Raw genomic sequence first — 18,511 nt, 5'->3', positions numbered from 1 at the left:
GCTGCCCGGCGTCGCTGCTTGGCCGTCCGGCCACCGGCCATCGGCGTTCCGGCTGCCGGAGTGGGCCCGGCCGTGTCTGCCCTGGCCCGGCCGTCGCGGCCATGGCTACCGGCCACCCCGTCGCGCCCCCCGGGCGGTCGACCGGGCGGGGTGGAACAAGGTGGGTGCGGCCCTCGGCGTCGCGCTGCTGACGGTCATCGACGCCCTTCCCGGCCCCGTCGGCACCGGGTGACCGGGAACGGACCCCGCATCACCCCGGCCCTCGCCGCCCTGCCCCAGCGGCGAGCGCTCACGTACGGTTGACGCATGACGAGCATCGGTGGTGCTTCAACCGGCATGGTCGACTGGAATCTCGCGGTCGCGACCGCGACCCGGCTCGTACGGCCGGGCCCCGAGGTCAGTCGCGACGAGGCGAGGGCCGTCGTCGCGGAACTGCGCCGGCACGCCAAGGCGTCGGAGGAACACGTCCGCGGATTCACCCGGCTGGGCACCGAGGAGGGGCACGACACCCCCGTCCTCGTCGTCGACCGGGCGGGCTGGATCCGGGCCAACGTCGCCGGCTTCCGGGAAATCCTCAGGCCCCTGCTCGACAAGATGCAGGAACGGCGCGGCGACAGCCCGGGCGGCGCGGTCATGAGCGCCGTCGGCGGCAAGGTTACCGGCGTCGAAGTGGGCATGCTGCTGTCCTTCCTGGCCTCCCGCGTCCTCGGCCAGTACGAGACCTTCGCCCCGGCCACCGGCGAACTGCCGTCCGGGCAGAACGGCGGCGGCCGGCTGCTGCTCGTCGCCCCCAACATCGTGCACGTGGAGCGCGAACTCGACGTCGACCCGCACGACTTCAGGCTCTGGGTGTGCCTCCACGAGGAGACGCACCGCACCCAGTTCACCGCCGTGCCCTGGCTGCGGGACCACCTTGAGGGTGAAATCCAGTCGTTCCTCGGCGAGACCGACGTCGACCCCATGACCGTCCTGGAACGCGTCCGGGAAGCCGCCCAGAGCCTCGCCGGGGGCCGCCCCGAGGGCGAGGAGGACGACGGCGGCCGCTCCCTCGTCGAGATCGTCCAGACCCCCGCCCAGCGCGAGATCCTCGGCCGCCTCACAGCCGTGATGTCCCTGCTGGAGGGCCACGCCGACTTCGTGATGGACGGCGTCGGCCCCTCCGTCGTGCCGTCCGTCGGCGAGATCCGCGAGAAGTTCCAGCAGCGCCGCGCCAAGGGCGCCTCCCGCCTGGACCTCGCCCTGCGCAAGCTGCTCGGCCTGGACGCCAAGCTCCGCCAGTACCGGGACGGCGAACGCTTCGTGCGGGCCGTCGTGGACGAGGTCGGCATGGACGGCTTCAACCGGGTGTGGACCTCGCCCAACACCCTCCCCACCAAGTCGGAGATCGCCAAACCGGCGGACTGGGTCGCGCGGGTGCACCGCAGGGCCGAGTAGTGAACATCGCGGGAAGGTCGTGAAAGGAAACCGGCCGACGGCAGGCGAACGCCCCTCCAATCACCCGTCCGAGGGACCGTGAGGCAGGGGTAGGCGTGCGATGCTCGGGGAACGGCCCGGTTCTGTCACCATCTACACACTCTGCGTGACCGACACGCGGGCTCACCCCCCGATAACTTCATGAAGGGAACCGGACATGGGTCCCCATCCTGCGGTCGCGGCGATACGCCTGGCGGTCCGCCGCGTCCTCCACGACCTCCTCACCGAACACCACCGCGCCCCCGTCGCGGCCCCGCACGCCCCCTCGCACGAGCCCCCGCCGCTCGTACTCGTGGCGTGCTCCGGCGGTGCCGACTCCATGGCCCTCGCCTCCGCCCTCGCCTTCGAGTCGCCCAAACTCGGCATCAGGGCCGGCGGCATCACCGTCGACCACGGCCTCCAGGCCGGCTCCGACGCCCGCGCCGCCGAAGTCGTCCAGCGCCTGCGCGAGCTCGGCCTCGACCCCGTCGACTCCGTCGCCGTCACCGTGGGCCGCGCCGGCGGACCCGAAGCCGCCGCCCGCGACGCCCGCTACGCCGCCCTCGACGCGGCCGCCGAACGCCACGGCGCCGCCGCCGTCCTGCTCGGACACACCCGCGACGACCAGGCCGAAACCGTCCTGCTCGGGCTCGCCCGGGGCTCCGGCACCCGCTCCCTGTCCGGAATGGCCGCGGTCTCGGGGGCCGACGGCCGTTACCGCCGCCCCTTCCTGGAACTCGACCGGCAGACCGCCCGCAAGGCCTGCATGGTCCAGTCCCTGCCCGTCTGGGACGACCCCCACAACGCCGACCCGGCCTACACCCGCTCCCGGCTGCGCCACGAAGGCCTGCCCGCCCTGGAGAAGGCCCTCGGCAAGGGCGTCGTCGAAGCCCTCGCCCGTACGGCCCAGCTCTCCCGCGACGACGCCGACGCCCTCGACTCCTGGGCCTCCCAGGCCGAGGCCACCGTCCGCGACGCCACCGGGCAGCTGGAGTGCGCCAGGCTCTACGCCCTGCCGCCCGCCGTACGCCGCCGCATCCTGCGCCGGGCCGCCGTCGCGGCCGGGGCACCCGCCGGATCGCTGTTCGCCCGCCACATCGAGGAAATCGACCGGCTGATCACCGGCTGGCGCGGCCAGGGGGCCATCAACCTCCCCGGCAAAGTCGTGGCCCGGCGGCAGGGTGGCAGACTGGTGATTCGGCAAGGCTGAACCACGACCCCTCCGCGCAGTCGCCAGGAGGGGCCGTTCGGCCGGTGGGACGACCGAAAGTGATGCGGGTGGACGCGAAAGACATGGGTGCCGACCTCGAGAAGGTGCTCATCACCAAGGAAGAGATCGACGCCAAGCTGGTCGAGCTGGCAGCGAAGATCGACGCGGAGTACGCGGGCAAGGACCTGCTGATCGTCGGAGTCCTCAAGGGCGCGGTGATGGTCATGGCCGACCTCGCCCGGGCGCTGTCCACCCCCGTCACCATGGACTGGATGGCCGTATCCTCGTACGGGGCGGGCACCCAGTCCTCCGGTGTGGTGCGGATCCTCAAGGACCTCGACACCGACATCAAGGGCAAGCACGTCCTGATCGTCGAAGACATCATCGACTCCGGCCTGACCCTGTCCTGGCTGCTCTCCAACCTCGGCTCGCGCGAGCCCGCCTCCCTCAAGGTGTGCACGCTGCTGCGCAAGCCCGAGGCCGCGAAGGTGGCCATCGACGTGGAATGGGTCGGCTTCGACATCCCCAACGAATTCGTCGTGGGATACGGACTCGACTACGCCGAGAAGTACCGCAACCTCCCGTTCGTCGGTACGCTCGCGCCCCACGTGTACGGCGGCTGAAACCCCGGAAGGGATGCCGTCACGGTGATCGGGAACCCCAGCGGACTTCCCGCCGTTGGAGCATGCGTAGGCGGATCGCCAGCTGTCCCACGCGGCTTCAGGTGACAATGCTGGGGTACCGTCCGAAGAACAGTCTTTATCAAACTCACTATGGCAGGAGGGACGGGGCGGCACCGCTCCGTATGGATGGACGTGAAGCGATACTTCCGTGGGCCGGTCATGTGGATCGTGCTGGCCGTCCTTGCCGTGGTCGTGTTGATGCAGGTCGTCGGCTCGTCCGGCGGCTACAAGACGGTGGACACCGGCCAGATCGTCCAGGCGATCAACCAGAACAAGGTCGAGTCGGCCAAGCTGACCACCGGTGACGAGCAGACCATCAAGGCCACGCTCAAGGACGGCGTAAAGGTCGAGGGCAGCTCGAAGATCCAGGCGAGCTACATCGGCGATCAGGGCGTGGACATCGCCAACACGCTGCAGAACAAGTACCAGGACAAGCAGATCCCGGACGGCTACACCGTCTCGCCGTCCAAGCAGAACCCGTTCATCGGGATGCTGATCTCCTTCCTGCTGCCTCTTGTTCTCATCGTGATCATCTTCCTGTTCCTGATGAATCAGATGCAGGGCGGCGGCTCCCGGGTCATGAACTTCGGGAAGTCCAAGGCCAAGCTCATCACCAAGGACACCCCCAAGACGACCTTCGCCGACGTCGCCGGGTCCGACGAGGCCGTCGAGGAGCTCCACGAGATCAAGGAGTTCCTCCAGGAGCCGGCCAAGTTCCAGGCGGTCGGCGCCAAGATCCCCAAGGGCGTCCTGCTCTACGGGCCTCCCGGCACCGGCAAGACCCTCCTCGCGCGTGCCGTCGCGGGCGAGGCCGGCGTCCCCTTCTACTCGATCTCCGGCTCCGACTTCGTCGAGATGTTCGTCGGTGTCGGTGCCTCCCGTGTCCGTGACCTGTTCGAGCAGGCCAAGGCGAACGCCCCGGCGATCGTCTTCGTCGACGAGATCGACGCCGTCGGCCGCCACCGCGGTGCCGGCCTCGGCGGCGGTCACGACGAGCGCGAGCAGACCCTGAACCAGCTGCTCGTCGAGATGGACGGCTTCGACGTCAAGGGCGGCGTGATCCTCATCGCCGCCACGAACCGGCCCGACATCCTCGACCCGGCGCTGCTGCGCCCCGGCCGCTTCGACCGGCAGATCGCCGTCGACCGCCCGGACATGCAGGGCCGTCTGGAGATCCTCAAGGTCCACCAGAAGGGCAAGCCGGTCGCGCCCGACGTCGACCTGTCGGCGATGGCGCGTCGCACGCCCGGTATGACGGGTGCCGATCTGGCCAACGTGCTGAACGAGGCCGCCCTGCTGACGGCCCGCAGCGACAAGAAGCTGATCGACAACCACATGCTGGACGAGGCGATCGACCGTGTGGTCGCGGGCCCGCAGAAGCGGACCCGGATCATGTCGGACAAGGAGAAGAAGATCACCGCGTACCACGAGGGCGGACACGCCCTGGTCGCGGCGGCCTCACCGAACTCCGACCCGGTCCACAAGATCACGATCCTGTCGCGCGGCCGTGCCCTCGGCTACACGATGGTGCTGCCGGACGAGGACAAGTACTCGACCACGCGCAACGAGATGCTCGACCAGCTGGCGTACATGCTGGGCGGGCGCGCGGCCGAGGAGCTCGTCTTCCACGACCCGACCACGGGTGCCGCCAACGACATCGAGAAGGCCACCGGCCTGGCCCGCGCCATGGTCACGCAGTACGGCATGACCGAGCGTCTCGGCGCCATCAAGTTCGGCGGCGACAACACCGAGCCCTTCCTCGGCCGTGAGATGTCTCACCAGCGCGACTACTCGGAAGAGATCGCCGCGCTCGTGGACGAAGAGGTCAAGAAGCTCATCGAGACGGCGCACAACGAGGCCTGGGAGATCCTGGTCGAGAACCGCGACGTCCTCGACAACCTCGTGCTGCAGCTGCTGGAGAAGGAGACGCTGGGCAAGGAGGAGATCGCCGAGATCTTCGCCCCGATCGTCAAGCGTCCGCCCAGGCCCGCCTGGACCGGCTCCTCCCGCCGCACTCCGTCCACCCGTCCGCCGGTGCTCTCCCCCAAGGAGCTGGCCCTGACGAACGGCGCGAACGGCGCGACGCCGGCCATCTCCACCGCGAAGAGCACCGCGGCGGAGCCCACCCCGGCGCCCGAGCCGACCCCGGAGGAACGCCCCGAGGGCTGACCCGGGCCCCCAAGGCCCCGTCGCCCCCGGAATGGATGCCGCGCCCCCCAGGTTTTAGCCTGGGGGGCGCGGCTTTTCGCCATTTCCGCAGGCCGCTCCGTGAAGGACACAGGAACGAGGCACCACATGACCGACCCCGTGACGCTGGACGGCGACGGCCGGATCGGCGAGTTCGACGAGAAGCGCGCCGAGAACGCCGTCCGCGAGCTCCTGATCGCGGTCGGTGAGGACCCGGACCGCGAGGGCCTCCGGGAGACGCCGGCACGGGTGGCGCGGGCGTACAAGGAGATATTCGCGGGGCTGTGGCAGAAGCCCGAGGACGTGCTGACGACGACGTTCGACATCGGCCACGACGAGATGGTCCTCGTGAAGGACATCGAGGTGTACTCGACCTGTGAGCACCATCTGGTGCCGTTCCGCGGTGTCGCGCACGTCGGATACATCCCGGCCACCAGCGGGAAGATCACCGGGCTGTCCAAGCTGGCCCGGCTCGTGGACGTCTACGCCCGCCGCCCACAGGTGCAGGAACGACTCACCACGCAGATCGCGGACTCCCTGATGGAGATACTGGAGCCGCGTGGGGTCATCGTCGTGGTCGAGTGCGAGCACATGTGCATGTCGATGCGCGGGATCCGTAAGCCGGGCGCCAAGACGCTGACGTCGGCTGTGCGGGGACAGCTGCGGGACATGGCGACGCGCAACGAGGCGATGAGCCTCATCATGGCCCGCTGAAGCCGCGGGCTCCGGCCGAAGGCCGCGTCACACCGTCGGGGCCACCCCCGTGCCGTCGTTCTCGTCGTCCTCCGGGAGTTTGCACACGCGCTCCAGGAAGAGGGCGGCCGCTATGACGGCGATGCCCGCGAGGACCGAGAGGCCGGCGTAGATGGCCTGGTCGCGGCGGGCGGGGATCTCCAGGTACTCCAGGAGGAAGACGCCGGTGCCGCCGTACATGCCGGCGACGAGGGCGGCGACCAGGGCGCTGGCGTGGCCGAAGACGACGGCGCGGGCGGCCATGAGGGGGTCGACGCCCTTGGCGTCCGGAAGCCGCTCGCGCTGGTCCTTGAGGCGGGCGCGGATCGAGAGCGCCGTGGCCAGCAGGACCACGGCGATCGCGGCGAGGACGATGGGGGCGGGCAGGGGGACGCTGGGGAGCGTTCCGATCGAGTTCCACAGGCGGGCGCCCGCCCAGGACAGCACGGCGGCCACGGCGAAGACGCCGGCCAGCACCCGGATACGCAGCTCTCTCACGGTGTCCCTTCGGTTCCCCCGGCTTCCGGCCCGGTTCGCGGCCGTCTTGACCTTAACGGCTACTCGGGCAGCCGGAGTTCCAGGTCCTCGCGGGGTGTCACGCCCTCGCGGGTGACGGCCTCCAGCAGACCGGCGACCGGGCCGTGGCCGGGCAGTTGCGCCTCGGGGTCCAGGTCGTGCCAGGGGGCCAGGACGAAGGCGCGTTCATGGGCGCGGGGGTGGGGGAGGGTGAGCCGCGGGTCGTCGGAGACGACATCGGCGTAGGAGACGATGTCGACGTCGAGGGTGCGGGGGCCCCAGTGCTCGTCCCGGACGCGGTGGAAGGCCTCCTCGACGGCGTGCGCGCGCTCCAGGAGCGAGGACGGCGGGAGGGTGGTCTTGAGGACCACGACGGCGTTGAAGTAGGCGGGCTGGCTGCCGGGGTCGACGCCCCAGGGCTCGGTCTCGTAGACCGGGGAGACGCCCTTGATGCGGACGCCGGGCGTGTCCCCGAGGGCGTCCACGGCTCCCTGGAGGGTCTCCAGGCGGTTGCCGAGGTTGGAGCCGAGGGCGACCACGGCCCGTTTCGGGTTGGACAGGGTCGTGTCGGCGGCGTCGACCTTCTCGACGACGGAAGCGGGCACCGGCTGGACGGTCGGGTCGGTCGGGCCCTGGATGAAAGGCGCGGTCATGCTCGGCTCCGGGTGATGGTGACGGTCACGTCGTCGAAGGGGACGGTGATCGGGGCGTCCGGCTTGTGGACGCAGACCTCGACCTCCCGCACCGCCTCGTGCTTCAGACAGACCTGGGCGATGCGCTCGGCGAGCGTCTCGACGAGGTCGACGGGCTCGCCCTGGACGACGGCCACGACCTCCTCCGCCACGATGCCGTAGTGCACGGTCTTCGCCAGGTCGTCGTCGGCCGCGGCCGGGCGGGTGTCCAGGCCGAGGACGAGGTCCACGATGAAGATCTGGCCGTCCTCGCGTTCCTTCGGGAACACCCCGTGGTGCCCGCGGGCCTTCAGGCCGCGCAGCGCGACACGATCCACGCGAATCACTCCTGCAATCGTCGGTCAGGGCCGGTCGGTGCCGGGTGCGGCCGGCACCCCGGCCTCGGTCGAATCTACCTGCGAGCACGGGCGGGGCCGGGCCATGGGGTGGGGGCCTCGGCCGGGTCCGTCAGGATTCACCGGGCGTTCGTCCGGGCGAACCCGCCGGCTCACGGGCTGGTAGCCGCCCCTACCCGTGGGGTGGTGTTTCCAACCACTTCCTGGCGCGTACCCACTCAGGTGGGGGTGTCGTCCTGCTCGTCCTCGTCTGTTTCGGCGAGGACGGGGGAAGCGTGGTGCGACCAGAGTTTCCACCCCTGGGGCGTGCGCCGGAACACATTGGTGGCGACCACGAGCTGCCCGACGAGGGGGCCGAGCTCCTCGTCGGCGTCCTCGGGGGCGGGGCCGCCGCTGAGGATGTTCTCGGTGCAGTTGACCAGGGCGGTGTCGCCGGTGACCGAGACGTGCACGTCGGTCAGGAAGAACTGGATGTAGTCGGTGTTCGCCATGATCAGCGCGTACGACCGGAGGACCTCGCCGCGGCCGGTCAGCACGGGCCAGCCGGGGTGCACGCAGGAGATCACGCCGGTGTCGGCCGGGTCGTGGTAGGTCTCGTCGACGCCCAGGTCGGAGGGGGTCAGCCAGAGGGAGGCCAGCTCCTCGAAGTCACCTTGTTCGAGTGCCTCGTAGAAGGCGGTGTTGGCGGCCTCGACCTGTTCGACGTCGGTGTGGGGGGCGCTCACCGGGATCCTTCCGCGCCGGTGTGCGTTCCGCGCGCTCCCGCGATGGCGCGGGCGACCCGGACCGCGTCCGCCGTGGCGCGCACCTCGTGGACGCGGACCGCCCATGCGCCGGCGTGCGCCGCGAGCGCGGAGACGGCGGCGGTGGCGGCGTCGCGTTCGCGTGCGGGCGGTGGCGGGCCGTCGGGGGCGGCGAGGACCCGGCCGAGGAAGCGCTTGCGGGAGGCGGCGACGAGCAGCGGATATCCGAGGTCGAGGACCCGGTCGAGGCCGGCGAGGAGGGCGAGGTCGTGCTCGGCGTCCTTGGAGAAGCCGAGGCCGGGGTCGACGACGACACGGTCGGGGGCGATGCCGCCGGCCAGGACGGCCTCCACACGCGCGTGCAGTTCGTCGACGACTTCGGTGACGACGTCGGTGTACTCGCCCCTGACGTTGCCGCCCTGGAGGAAGCCGCGCCAGTGCATGACGACGAAGGGGGTTCCGGCGTCGGCGACGGCCGGGATCATGCGGGGGTCGGCCAGGCCGCCGCTGACGTCGTTGACGAGGGCGGCACCGGCCGCGAGGGCCCGTTCGGCGACGGAGGCGCGCATGGTGTCGACGGACACCGTCACGCCCTCGGAGGCCAGACCGCGCACGACGGGGACGACGCGGCGCAGTTCCTCGGCCTCGTCGACCCGGGTGGCTCCGGGGCGGGTGGACTCGCCGCCGACGTCGACCAGGTCCGCGCCCTCGGTGACCAGGTCGAGGCCGCGTTTGACGGCGGCCGTGGTGTCGAAGAAGCGGCCGCCGTCGGAGAAGGAGTCGGGGGTGACGTTCACGACACCCATGACCGCGCAGCGGTCCCATTCGGGTAGGCCCGCCACGCGCCCGCGTCCGCTCTGGTTGCTCATATGGTCAGCGTAGGCCCCGGCGGGGGCCGCCCGGCGCTGCGGCCCGGGGCGACGCCCCTCCGGGGGCGGGTCATGCCGCCCGGACGTCGCGTTCGGCCGTGGTGGCGTGGGCGCAGGGGCGGGAGGTGGTGGCGCGCCGGCGGCGCAGGAAGCGCGGCAGGGGGAGGGCGAGGTTGACGAAGCCCTCGGCCTGCATGGCGGCGAAACCGATGCGGGGCAGGTCGGCGGAGGCGCGGTAGACGACGAAGCGCGGCTCCCAGCGCGGCTGGAACTTGGCGTTGAACTTGTACAGGGACTCGATCTGGAACCAGCGGGAGAGGAAGACCAGCAGTCCGCGCCAGGCGCGCAGCACCGGTCCGGCCCCGATCTTCTCGCCGCGGGCCAGTGCCGCGCGGAACATGGCGAAGTTGAGGGAGACGCGGGCGATGCCGAGCTTGGGGGCGGCCTGGAGGGCGGCCACGATGAGCAGCTCGTTCATGCCGGGGTCGGCGGAGCGGTCGCGGCGCATCAGGTCCAGGGAGACACCATCGGGGCCCCACGGCACGAAGTGCAGGATCGCCTTCAGGTCGCCGTAGGGGCCGGGGTGCTCGTCCTGCTTGTGGGCGGTGGCGATGAGGCAGTCGCCGTCGGCGGGGTCGCCGACGCGGCCCAGGGCCATGGAGAAGCCGCGTTCGGTGTCGGTGCCGCGCCAGTCGTCGGCGGCCTGGCGGATGCGCTCCAGTTCGGCGTCGCCGAGGTCACGGACACGTCGTACCCGGGTTTCGTAACCGGCGCGCTCGATGCGCTTGACCATCTGGCGCACATTGCGCATCGCGCGGCCGGCGAGGGAGAAATCCGCGACGTCCACCACCGCCTCGTCACCCAGTTCGAGGGCGTCGAGCCCGGTCTCGCGGGTCCACACCTCGCCGCCGGTCTCGGAGCAGCCCATGACGGCGGGGGTCCAGGAGTGGGCCTTGGCCTCGTCCATGAACCGTTCGATGGCGCCGGGCCAGGCCTCGACGTCGCCGATCGGGTCGCCGCTGGCGAGCATCACGCCGGAGACGACGCGGTAGGTGACCGCCGCCTTGCCGCTGGGGGAGAAGACGACGGCCTTGTCGCGGCGCAGGGCGAAGTGGCCGAGGGAGTCGCGGCGTCCGTGCTTGTCCAGCAGGGCGCGCAGCCGGGCCTCGTCCTCCTCGGTGAGCTGTGCGGCCGGGTGCTCGGGGCGGAAGGCCAGGTAGATGGTGGTGACGGCGGTGAGCAGACCGAGGGCACCGAGGGAGAAGGCGACGGTCCAGGAGGTGTTGCCCTGGTAGTCGACGGGGCCCTCGAAGCCGAACAGGCCGTAGATGACGTGGGTGATGCGGTCGGCGAGGCTGGGGTCGCCGACGATGCGCTCGCCGTGGACGCTGACGATGAGCAGCCCGAGCAGCAGTGAACCGGCGCTCATGAGCACGAAGTTGGCCAGCGCCCGCCAGCGGCTGCGCGGGTCGGGCAGGGCGTTGAACTGGTCGCGGTGGCGCAGCAGGGGCGCCAGCAGGGCCAGTGAGATCAGCATGCCCACCAGTGAGTGCCGGTAGGTGAACTGCGCCACGGCCCCGGCGGGCAGGAGCGCCACAGCGGCCCGCCAGGCCCGGCGCTTGCCGCGCTTGAGGCCGTGCGCGAGCAGCAGCAACAGCACGCCGGTGCTGAGCGACAGGGCGGCCGCGAACGGGCCGAGCGCGCCGGGCAGGACCTCGGCGATGGCGTGCATCCGGCTGTGCCGGAAGCGGGGGAAGACGCCCGCGGCGATGTCCAGGACGCCCACCAGGGCGCAGGCTCTGCCGACGAGGGCGGGGACGGCCTCGGGGCGTGGCCCGCTCAGTATCCGGTTCATCCGGCCCGGGCCGGCCGTGCCGCTGACGCGACGCGGAACCTCGCCCGACATTTCCTCATCTGTCCTGACAGACATCGCATCCCGTAGTTCTGCGAGAGACCTTGGATCCGGTGCCGATTCGGGCATCCGGCGACATTGCGCCCTCTAGGACGGTGTCTTGGGGGGAGAGGTTCACTCCCCACGTCAAAGCCGTATCAAAGACCGAGGAAAGTCCGGGACAAGCTCGTGCGAAGGTGTTGATCGCGGGGCGGGCCGGGCGGAGAGCGCACACAGGTGACCGACCCATGGGTCTGACAAGCGAAAAGGTGCTGGTGCTGGCGGTGGCGTCGGCGGTGCTGCTGTTCGTGGGCACCGTCTGGCTGTGGCCACGGCTGTCCCGGCGCACCTGGCGTGCCGTGGGCGGGCGCGTGGGTCTGCTGCTGGGCACCCAGGTGGCGCTGTTCGCCGCGGTGGGCCTGGCCGCCAACCAGTCCTTCGGGTTCTACGCGAGCTGGGCGGACCTGTTCGGGCAGGAGAAGGACCAGGGCGTGGTCGTCGACCACACGCCGGGTGGCGGCCCGCTGGAGGTGGTCGCCTCGCGCCGGGTGCCGGGGGCGGCCGGGGCGCTGCCCCGGACCGGTGGCCGGGTCCAGCAGGTCGACATCGTGGGCCGGACGACCCACATCGCCACGCCCGCGTACGTCTATCTGCCGCCGGAGTACTTCCAGCCGCGGTACCGCACCCACCGGTTCCCGGCGGCCGTGGTGCTGACGGGGTATCCGGGTACGGCGTCGGCGCTGGTGGAGAAGCTGCACTATCCGCGTACGGCTCTGGAGCTGGCCCGGGAGGGCCGGGCCAAGCCGATGATCCTGGTGATGCTGCGGCCCACGGTGGCGCCGCCCCGGGACACGGAGTGCGTCGACATCCCCGGCGGGCCGCAGACCGAGTCGTTCTTCGCGAGGGATCTCCCCGACGCGTTGCGCACGCACTACAGAGTGGCCGAAAAGCCCGGCGGTCTGGGCATCATCGGCAACTCCACGGGCGGCTACTGCGCGTTGAAGATCGCCTTGCACCATCCCGATGTGTACGCGGCCGGGGCGGGCTTGTCGGCGTACTACAAGGCGCCGATCGACGCCACGACGGGTGATCTCTTCCAGGGCGACAAGGGGTTGCGCAATCGCGCCGATCTGGAGTGGTACCTCGCGCACATGCCCGCTCCCGATACGTCCCTGCTGGTCAGCAGCAGCAAGCGGGGAGAGGCCAACTACAAGGACACGCTCCGGTTCATCGAGGGGGTGGAGCGCGGTGGGAAGACGCGGATCTCGTCGATCATCCTGGAAAGCGGGGGGCACAACTTCAACACGTGGCGGCGCGAGATTCCGGCGGCGCTGGAGTGGATGAGCGAGCGGCTGAGCGGTCCCTGAAAATGATCTTGGGAATTGCTTGAGCGATCCATTCCGCTTCTTGTCGAGATCTGATGCCGTGTGAAGGTTTCGGTGTGGCTTTGTTTTTGCGGGGTGGGTCACCATGATTCGCCTACGCGCGGTAAGTTTCTGGCCATGCCACGTGGACGTCATCGCCATTCCCCGCCCCTGCACAGGCTGCTGCCCCCGTCGGCGATCGCGGGCGTCTCCCTCGTCTGCGCCCTGGGCCCTTGGTTGTTCACGGAGCCGATGGTGCTCCGCGGTCTGGCCGCGGCGGCCGCGGCGACGGCGGTCATCGGGGCGATCGTGCTGCGCCGTTGGGACACCCAGGCGGGCAAGCGCGTCGCCGACCTCACGCGCGCGCGGGCGAGCGACGAGTGGCGTTTCGAGGAGCGGGTCGCCGAACTGGAGGCCGACCTCGAGGAGTCGCGGGAGCTGCGCGGCAAGCTGGAGCAGCGGCTGCGCGCCAAGCGCACGGAACTGGCCGGGCTGCGCAACGAACACGCCGCGCTGCTGCGCCGGTACGCCACGGCGGAGACCGAGCGCGCGAGCGTCCTGGAGGAACGCCGGGTGCTCGAGATAGAGGCGACGGTTCCGGTGCGGGCCGCGCTGCCGGCGGGGGCGCCGGAGGCGGCCGGGGCTTCGCCCGTACGGGACGGGGCGCTCGAGGCGCTCGCCGTCGAGGAAGAGCCCACGGTTCCCGCGGTGTTCTCGCCCGAGGGTTCCCGGCTGTTCCTGCGGGCCGCTGCCGCGCTCGCCCGGTTCGACGGTGCGACCGTCCCGGACCCGGACGGCGGTGGTGACGGCGACGGCCACGGCGACGGTGTGCCGAAGGGTGAGGACGCCGAGTCCGCGCGGGAGCCGCGGCAGGAGCAGGCGGAGCAGGAGGAGCGGCGCGAGCAGGCGCCGGAGGACGAGGCGGCACGGGAACGGTCCGAGGCGGCCGACGGACACGACCGCGCGAGGGCCGCGACGCCCGTGCGGGGCGGTGGGACCCCCGCGCCGGGCGGTACGGCTTCCCTGGCCGACGGCGCGGCTTCCGTGCCGGGCGATACGGCTTCTGTGCGCGGCGGTGCGGTTTCCGGCGAGGCCCCCGCGCGAGGTGGTGCGGCTTCCGGCGAGGCTTCCGCGCGGGATGGCAAGGCTTTCGTGCCGGGCGGCGGGGCCTCGGTTCCGGACCGCGGCACCTCCGTGTCGCGCGGCGGCACCCCCGCCCCGCTCGCGGACACCCCCGCCCCGGCCGTGGACACCTCCGCCCCGGCCGTGGACACCCCCCATCCGGGCGGCGAGTCCGGCCGGCTCCAGGAGGCCGCGCGGCGTGAGCAGTCCGCGGGGCGGGACGGTCACTACGCTGTGCCGACCGCCGTGGCCGTGCCGCCGCAGGTACCGGCCCGGCGTCCGCTGGCCGAGGGCGGGTTCGACTTCTTCGGCACCAAGGCGGGCACCACGCGCGCCGCGCTGGAGGCCGTGCAGAACGAGGACCTCGCCGATGTCGTCGGCCAGGAGGCGCTCGCCCTGCACAAGGCCGAGGCCGAGGCCCGGTACAAGCCGGCCGACGAGGAGTCGCGCGGCATCGGCCAGGTCATCGACCTGACGGCGCACGACGAGACGGAGCAGATCGACGTCCAGACACTGCGCAGCGCGGTGTCCTGACGCCGGTGCGGACCAGGGCCCCTCGGCTACGGCCGGGGGGCCCTCGGCGTCCGGCCGGTCATGCCATCCAGCGGTCCGGCCGCGCGTCCCTGCGCCCCGTCCGGGACCGCTCCGCCTGGGAGGCCAGCAGCTCGCGTGCCTCCCAGGCCTCCCGCAGCCGGGCCCGCACCGTCTTGTTCGCGCCCGTGTCCACACACACGTCGGCGAGGCCCCGGGCCCGCTCCCACGGCCCCTGCGTCAGCCGTACGCTCTGCACCTTGGCGTGCGGTACCAGCGCCAGGCTCCGCCGCAGCAGCCCCGAGCGGGAGGCGAACACCGCGTCCGTGACGGCGAGTCCGTAGCCGCGCCACCACAACGGCACGCACCAGCGGGCGACTCGCGGCGCCGGCGACAGGGCCGAGGCCGGCGGCACGCTCACCCCGGGCAGCACGCGCGCGACGACGTCCTCGGCGATCTCGCGCGGAGCGACCGGCACCAGCACGGAGTTGGACGAACCCGCCACGTCCAGTTCCACCCGCACCCAGCCGCGCCGCCGCCACAGCAGCGGTTCCACGATCCGCACGGTCTGGACGCGGCCCGGCGGCACCGTCTCGTGCGCCCGGTCCAGCAGCCCGTGATCGATGCGCAGCCCGTCGGGCGACTCGCCCACCGTCCAGTCATATTCGGCGACGAACCGCCCCACGCTGCTCGCGCCCGCCGCGCCCAGCAGCGGCAGGGCCACCGCGAGGACCGTCCACAGGCTGTGGGTGAGCAGCCACAGCACCGGCGGGACGACGAGCGCCGCGGCCAGCGACATCCAGGTCGCGCCCGTCAGCACCAACGACAGGGCGAGCACCCCGGGCGGCACCCGGAGCAGCTGCCGGGCCGGGGCCTCCCCGACCTCGTGCGCGGTCTCCGGGGCGAAACCGGCGGCCCGGGCGAGCAGTTCGGCCCGCAGCGACCGGGCCTCGTCGGCGCCGAGGAAGGCCAGTTCGTCCTTCTTGTCGGTGCCTATGACGTCGAGTTTGAGCTTGGAGACACCCGCGACCCGGGCCAGCAGCGGCTGGGTGATGTCGATGGCCTGGATCCGCTCCAGCCGGATGTGCGCGGTGCGCCGGAAGACGAGTCCGGTACGGATACGCAGTTCGCTCTCGGTCACCGCGAAGTGCGTGAACCACCAGGAGCAGAAGCCGTACAGCGCGGCGGCCGGGACGAGCACGGCGAGGCCGATCAGCAGGGTGGTCGTGGTGAGCCGGGCCAGATGGCGCTGCGCCCCGTCGGGGTCGTGCACGGCCCAGCCGATGATCACGGCGACCGGCGCCCAGGCGCGGCGCAGCGGGGTGACGGGGTGCAGCCGCCGTTCGACGACCTCGGCGACGGCCTGCTGGGCCTCGGCGGCCCCGGGCGCCGTCACAGCCCTGCCGATCGGGCCTCGCCCAGCTCGGTGAGCCGGTCGCGCAGCCGCTCCGCCTCGGCCGGGTCCAGGCCCGGGATGGTCGCGTCGGTGGCCGCGGCGGCCGTGTGCAACTGCACGCTGGCCAGCCCGAAGTGCCGCTCGACGGGCCCGGAGGTGACCTCGACCAGCTGCATCCGCCCGTACGGCACGACCGTCTCCTCGCGCCACAGCACGCCCCGGCTGATCAGCAGGTCGTCGGCCCGCTCGGCGTACCGCCAGGAACGCCAGTTGCGTTCGGTCATCACCCAGCCCCAGGCCATCAGCGCCAGTGGCGGCAGCGCGAAGGCGGCCCAGGGGGGTCCGGCCAGCAGCCCCGGCAGCAGCCCGGCGGCCAGGGCGATCAGCCCGAGCCACACCACCAGCAGCAGCCGGCGCATCCTCAGCAGACCGGGCGGCAGCCCGGTCCACACCGGCTCGTCACCGGCCGCCTCGATCGTGCCCCGTGGCCCGTCCGGCCCCACCTCGTGCGGACTCCCCGTATCCATGGGGCCAGCGTACGTAGGAGAGACTGTGTCCATGACTCCTACGACGGAGACCATGGTCGGAATCGGCGGCGCGGCGGAGAGCACCGACATGGTGCTCAACATCGGTCCGCAGCACCCGTCCACCCATGGCGTGCTGCGGCTGAAGCTCGTTCTGGACGGCGAGCGCATCAGGCACGCGGAGCCGGTGATCGGCTATATGCACCGCGGCGCGGAGAAGCTGTTCGAGGCGCGCGACTACCGCCAGATCATCATGCTCGCCAACCGCCACGACTGGCTGTCGGCGTTCTCCAACGAGCTGGGCGTGGTCCTCGCCGTGGAGCGGATGCTCGGCATGGAGGTGCCCGAGCGCGCGGTCTGGCTGCGCACGCTGCTCGCCGAGCTGAACCGGGTGCTCAACCACCTGATGTTCCTCGGCTCGTACCCGCTGGAGCTGGGCGGCATCACCCCGATCTTCTACGCCTTCCGGGAGCGCGAGGAGCTCCAGCACGTCATGGAGGAGGTCTCCGGCGGGCGGATGCACTACATGTTCAACCGGGTGGGCGGCCTCAAGGAGGACCTGCCGGCCGGGTGGACCACACGCGCGCGCGGCGCCGTCGCCGACGTGCGGTCCCGCATGGACCGCTTCGACGACCTGGTGCTCGGCAACGAGATCTTCCGGGGCCGCACCCGGGGCGTGGGCGTCCTCACCGCCGAGGCCGTGCACGCCTACGGGGTGAGCGGGCCGATCGGGCGGGCCTCGGGCGTCGACTTCGACCTGCGCCGGGACGAGCCCTACCTCGCCTACGGCGACCTCCAGGACACCCTGAAGGTGGTCACCCGGCAGGAGGGCGACTGCCTCGCCCGTTTCGAGTGCCTCCTGGAGCAGACGCACAACGCGCTCGACCTGGCCGACGCCTGCCTTGACCGGCTCGCCGAGCTGCCGCCCGGGCCGGTCAACCAGCGGCTCCCCAAGGTCCTGAAGGCACCCGAGGGCCACACCTACGCCTGGACCGAGAACCCTCTCGGCATCAACGGCTACTACCTGGTCAGTAAGGGCGAGAAGACCCCGTACCGGCTGAAGCTGCGCTCGGCGTCGTACAACAACATCCAGGCGCTGACGGAGCTGCTGCCGGGGACGCTGGTGGCGGACATGGTGGCGATCCTCGGGTCGATGTTCTTCGTGGTCGGGGACATCGACAAGTAGGGGCTCACGGCCGCAAGGGGTCCGGGATGCCGACCGGCTGCACCAGCCAGCCGAAGTCGCCGAGGCTGGCCCCGGCGGTGAGTTCGGCGGCCTCTCCGGCGCTCGCGAGGGCGCGCACATAGGCGGCGGGGTCGGTGGAGGCCAGTGTGAGCGGGGGGCGTGCGCCGTGCACGCCCAGGGCGTGCAGCGCCTCGCGCTGGGACAGGACGCGTCCGCCGGGCAGCGCGCACGCGTCCAGGGCGACATGGGCGGTGAGGTCGCAGGAACCGTCCGGCACCGGTGTGGTCTCGCGGCCCTCGCGGAAGCCGGTGAGCGTCCCGAAGGGCGGCCGGGTGTCCGCCGTGTGCGCGTAGTCCACGGCGACGGCGAGTCCCCGGCGCAGCGTCCCCACCGCCCGGGCCCACGCCTCGTCCCGGGGCAGGCCGATCTCGGCCCGCAGCCCCTCCTCGCCGGGCAGCGGCCACCACCGCTCCAGCCACCGCGCCGCCGCCCCGGCCACCGGCTCCCCGAGCCGCTCGGTCCCGTCCTCGCGCACCAGCACCAGCCTCGCGACGCCCTCGGCGTCCACCTCCGCGACCTCCACGGGCACGTTGTCCAGCCACTCGTTGGCGAACAGCAGCCCGGTCGTCCCCTCGGGGGGCGCGGCCAGCCACTCGATCCGGTGATCGAGCCCGGCGGGCCGCTCGGCGATCTCGACGGCGTACGCACGCGTGCGGGCCGCCACGTCGGCGGGGAGGGCGGCGAGCACTCCGCCGGCCAGCTCGCCGCGTCCGGCGGCCATGTCGACGAAGTCCAGGACCGGCGGCCGTCCCAGTGCCTCGTCGACCCGGCACAGCAACCGCGCCACGGCTCCGGCGAACAGCGGCGACGCGTGCACGGATGTCCGGAAATGCCCGGCGGGCCCCTCCGCGCGCCGGTAGAAGCCCCCCGGCGCGTACAGGGCGTGCTGCGCCGCCGCACGCCACCCGCGCCCCTCACGCCCCTCGTTGCTCTCGCCTGCCGTCACCGGGCCAGGTTAAGCGGACACAACGAACGCAACTCCACCTTGGGGAGTAGGCGCACGCAATGCGGATCGGCC

The 18,511-nt window shown here is 71.9% G+C and carries 18 protein-coding genes; 9 read left to right on the top strand and 9 right to left on the bottom strand.

The features are described from left to right. The 6 genes from AC0665_RS13720 to folE all read left to right on the top strand — a co-directional run. On the top strand, positions 1-232 hold a 232-nt coding region (locus tag AC0665_RS13720; RefSeq protein WP_478705051.1), incomplete at its 5' end, for a hypothetical protein. A gap of 74 nt (positions 233-306) precedes the next feature. Then, positions 307-1,434 (top strand): zinc-dependent metalloprotease, encoded by a 1,128-nt coding sequence (locus tag AC0665_RS13715; RefSeq protein ID WP_468408634.1) that lies wholly within the window; start codon positions 307-309, stop codon positions 1,432-1,434. A 196-nt stretch (positions 1,435-1,630) separates the two neighbouring features. Further along, positions 1,631-2,662 (top strand): tRNA lysidine(34) synthetase TilS, encoded by a 1,032-nt coding sequence (gene tilS / locus AC0665_RS13710; RefSeq protein WP_468635048.1) that lies wholly within the window; start codon positions 1,631-1,633, stop codon positions 2,660-2,662. A 62-nt stretch (positions 2,663-2,724) separates the two neighbouring features. Further along, positions 2,725-3,285, top strand: coding sequence for a hypoxanthine phosphoribosyltransferase (hpt, locus tag AC0665_RS13705; RefSeq protein ID WP_363117701.1), 561 nt, complete (start codon positions 2,725-2,727; stop codon positions 3,283-3,285). Positions 3,286-3,471: 186 nt separating this feature from the next. After that, the gene (gene ftsH, locus AC0665_RS13700; protein WP_363117702.1) at positions 3,472-5,514 is read left to right on the top strand and encodes an ATP-dependent zinc metalloprotease FtsH; all 2,043 of its coding nucleotides are present in this window, start codon (positions 3,472-3,474) and stop codon (positions 5,512-5,514) included. A 126-nt stretch (positions 5,515-5,640) separates the two neighbouring features. Then, the gene (gene folE, locus AC0665_RS13695) at positions 5,641-6,246 is read left to right on the top strand and encodes a GTP cyclohydrolase I FolE (protein WP_478603570.1); all 606 of its coding nucleotides are present in this window, start codon (positions 5,641-5,643) and stop codon (positions 6,244-6,246) included. A gap of 27 nt (positions 6,247-6,273) precedes the next feature. Here folE and AC0665_RS13690 read toward each other — a convergent pair whose 3' ends face one another. The 6 genes from AC0665_RS13690 to AC0665_RS13665 form a co-directional block, all read right to left on the bottom strand. Further along, positions 6,274-6,762 carry a DUF3180 domain-containing protein gene (locus AC0665_RS13690; protein WP_468408640.1) on the bottom strand — a complete coding sequence of 163 codons (489 nt, stop codon included), beginning with the start codon at positions 6,760-6,762 and terminating at the stop codon, positions 6,274-6,276. A 59-nt stretch (positions 6,763-6,821) separates the two neighbouring features. Next, positions 6,822-7,433 carry a 2-amino-4-hydroxy-6-hydroxymethyldihydropteridine diphosphokinase gene (gene folK, locus AC0665_RS13685; protein ID WP_468408642.1) on the bottom strand — a complete coding sequence of 204 codons (612 nt, stop codon included), beginning with the start codon at positions 7,431-7,433 and terminating at the stop codon, positions 6,822-6,824. Then, positions 7,430-7,789, bottom strand: a complete 360-nt coding sequence (gene folB / locus AC0665_RS13680) for a dihydroneopterin aldolase (protein ID WP_468408644.1) — start codon at positions 7,787-7,789, stop codon at positions 7,430-7,432. The genes folK and folB overlap by 4 nt, the downstream gene beginning before the upstream one ends. A gap of 236 nt (positions 7,790-8,025) precedes the next feature. Continuing rightward, the gene (locus tag AC0665_RS13675) at positions 8,026-8,532 is read right to left on the bottom strand and encodes a nuclear transport factor 2 family protein (protein WP_468408646.1); all 507 of its coding nucleotides are present in this window, start codon (positions 8,530-8,532) and stop codon (positions 8,026-8,028) included. Then, positions 8,529-9,419 carry a dihydropteroate synthase gene (gene folP / locus AC0665_RS13670; protein ID WP_478603578.1) on the bottom strand — a complete coding sequence of 297 codons (891 nt, stop codon included), beginning with the start codon at positions 9,417-9,419 and terminating at the stop codon, positions 8,529-8,531. The genes AC0665_RS13675 and folP overlap by 4 nt, the downstream gene beginning before the upstream one ends. 70 nt (positions 9,420-9,489) lie before the next feature. After that, a complete protein-coding gene (locus AC0665_RS13665; RefSeq protein WP_468635058.1) occupies positions 9,490-11,325 on the bottom strand; it encodes a phosphatidylglycerol lysyltransferase domain-containing protein in 1,836 nt (611 codons plus the stop codon). Between the two features lie 233 nt (positions 11,326-11,558). Between AC0665_RS13665 and AC0665_RS13660 the strand changes: the two genes are divergently transcribed. Both AC0665_RS13660 and AC0665_RS13655 read left to right on the top strand, forming a co-directional pair. Further along, the gene (locus tag AC0665_RS13660; RefSeq protein ID WP_468408651.1) at positions 11,559-12,677 is read left to right on the top strand and encodes an alpha/beta hydrolase; all 1,119 of its coding nucleotides are present in this window, start codon (positions 11,559-11,561) and stop codon (positions 12,675-12,677) included. Positions 12,678-12,812: 135 nt separating this feature from the next. Then, positions 12,813-14,330, top strand: a complete 1,518-nt coding sequence (locus AC0665_RS13655; protein ID WP_478705050.1) for a hypothetical protein — start codon at positions 12,813-12,815, stop codon at positions 14,328-14,330. A 58-nt stretch (positions 14,331-14,388) separates the two neighbouring features. On the opposite strand, the gene AC0665_RS13650 is transcribed toward AC0665_RS13655, so the two are convergent. Continuing rightward, positions 14,389-15,723 (bottom strand): PH domain-containing protein, encoded by a 1,335-nt coding sequence (locus AC0665_RS13650; protein WP_478603585.1) that lies wholly within the window; start codon positions 15,721-15,723, stop codon positions 14,389-14,391. Continuing rightward, the gene (locus AC0665_RS13645; protein WP_478603587.1) at positions 15,720-16,250 is read right to left on the bottom strand and encodes a PH domain-containing protein; all 531 of its coding nucleotides are present in this window, start codon (positions 16,248-16,250) and stop codon (positions 15,720-15,722) included. The genes AC0665_RS13650 and AC0665_RS13645 overlap by 4 nt, the downstream gene beginning before the upstream one ends. Before the next feature lie 31 nt (positions 16,251-16,281). Here AC0665_RS13645 and AC0665_RS13640 point away from each other — a divergent pair, with 31 nt between their 5' ends. Further along, complete coding sequence (locus AC0665_RS13640) at positions 16,282-17,433, top strand: NADH-quinone oxidoreductase subunit D (RefSeq protein WP_363117623.1); 1,152 nt, start codon at positions 16,282-16,284, stop codon at positions 17,431-17,433. Between the two features lie 4 nt (positions 17,434-17,437). On the opposite strand, the gene AC0665_RS13635 is transcribed toward AC0665_RS13640, so the two are convergent. Continuing rightward, positions 17,438-18,439: an SAM-dependent methyltransferase gene (locus AC0665_RS13635; RefSeq protein ID WP_478603590.1), complete on the bottom strand. Its 1,002-nt coding sequence runs from the start codon at positions 18,437-18,439 to the stop codon at positions 17,438-17,440. Between the last annotated feature and the right edge of the window lie 72 nt (positions 18,440-18,511).

The sequence above is a fragment of the Streptomyces sp. NPDC043685 genome (assembly GCF_056436585.1).
Note: the sequence above shows the minus strand (reverse complement) of the source record. Positions and strands in the feature narration are given on the sequence as shown.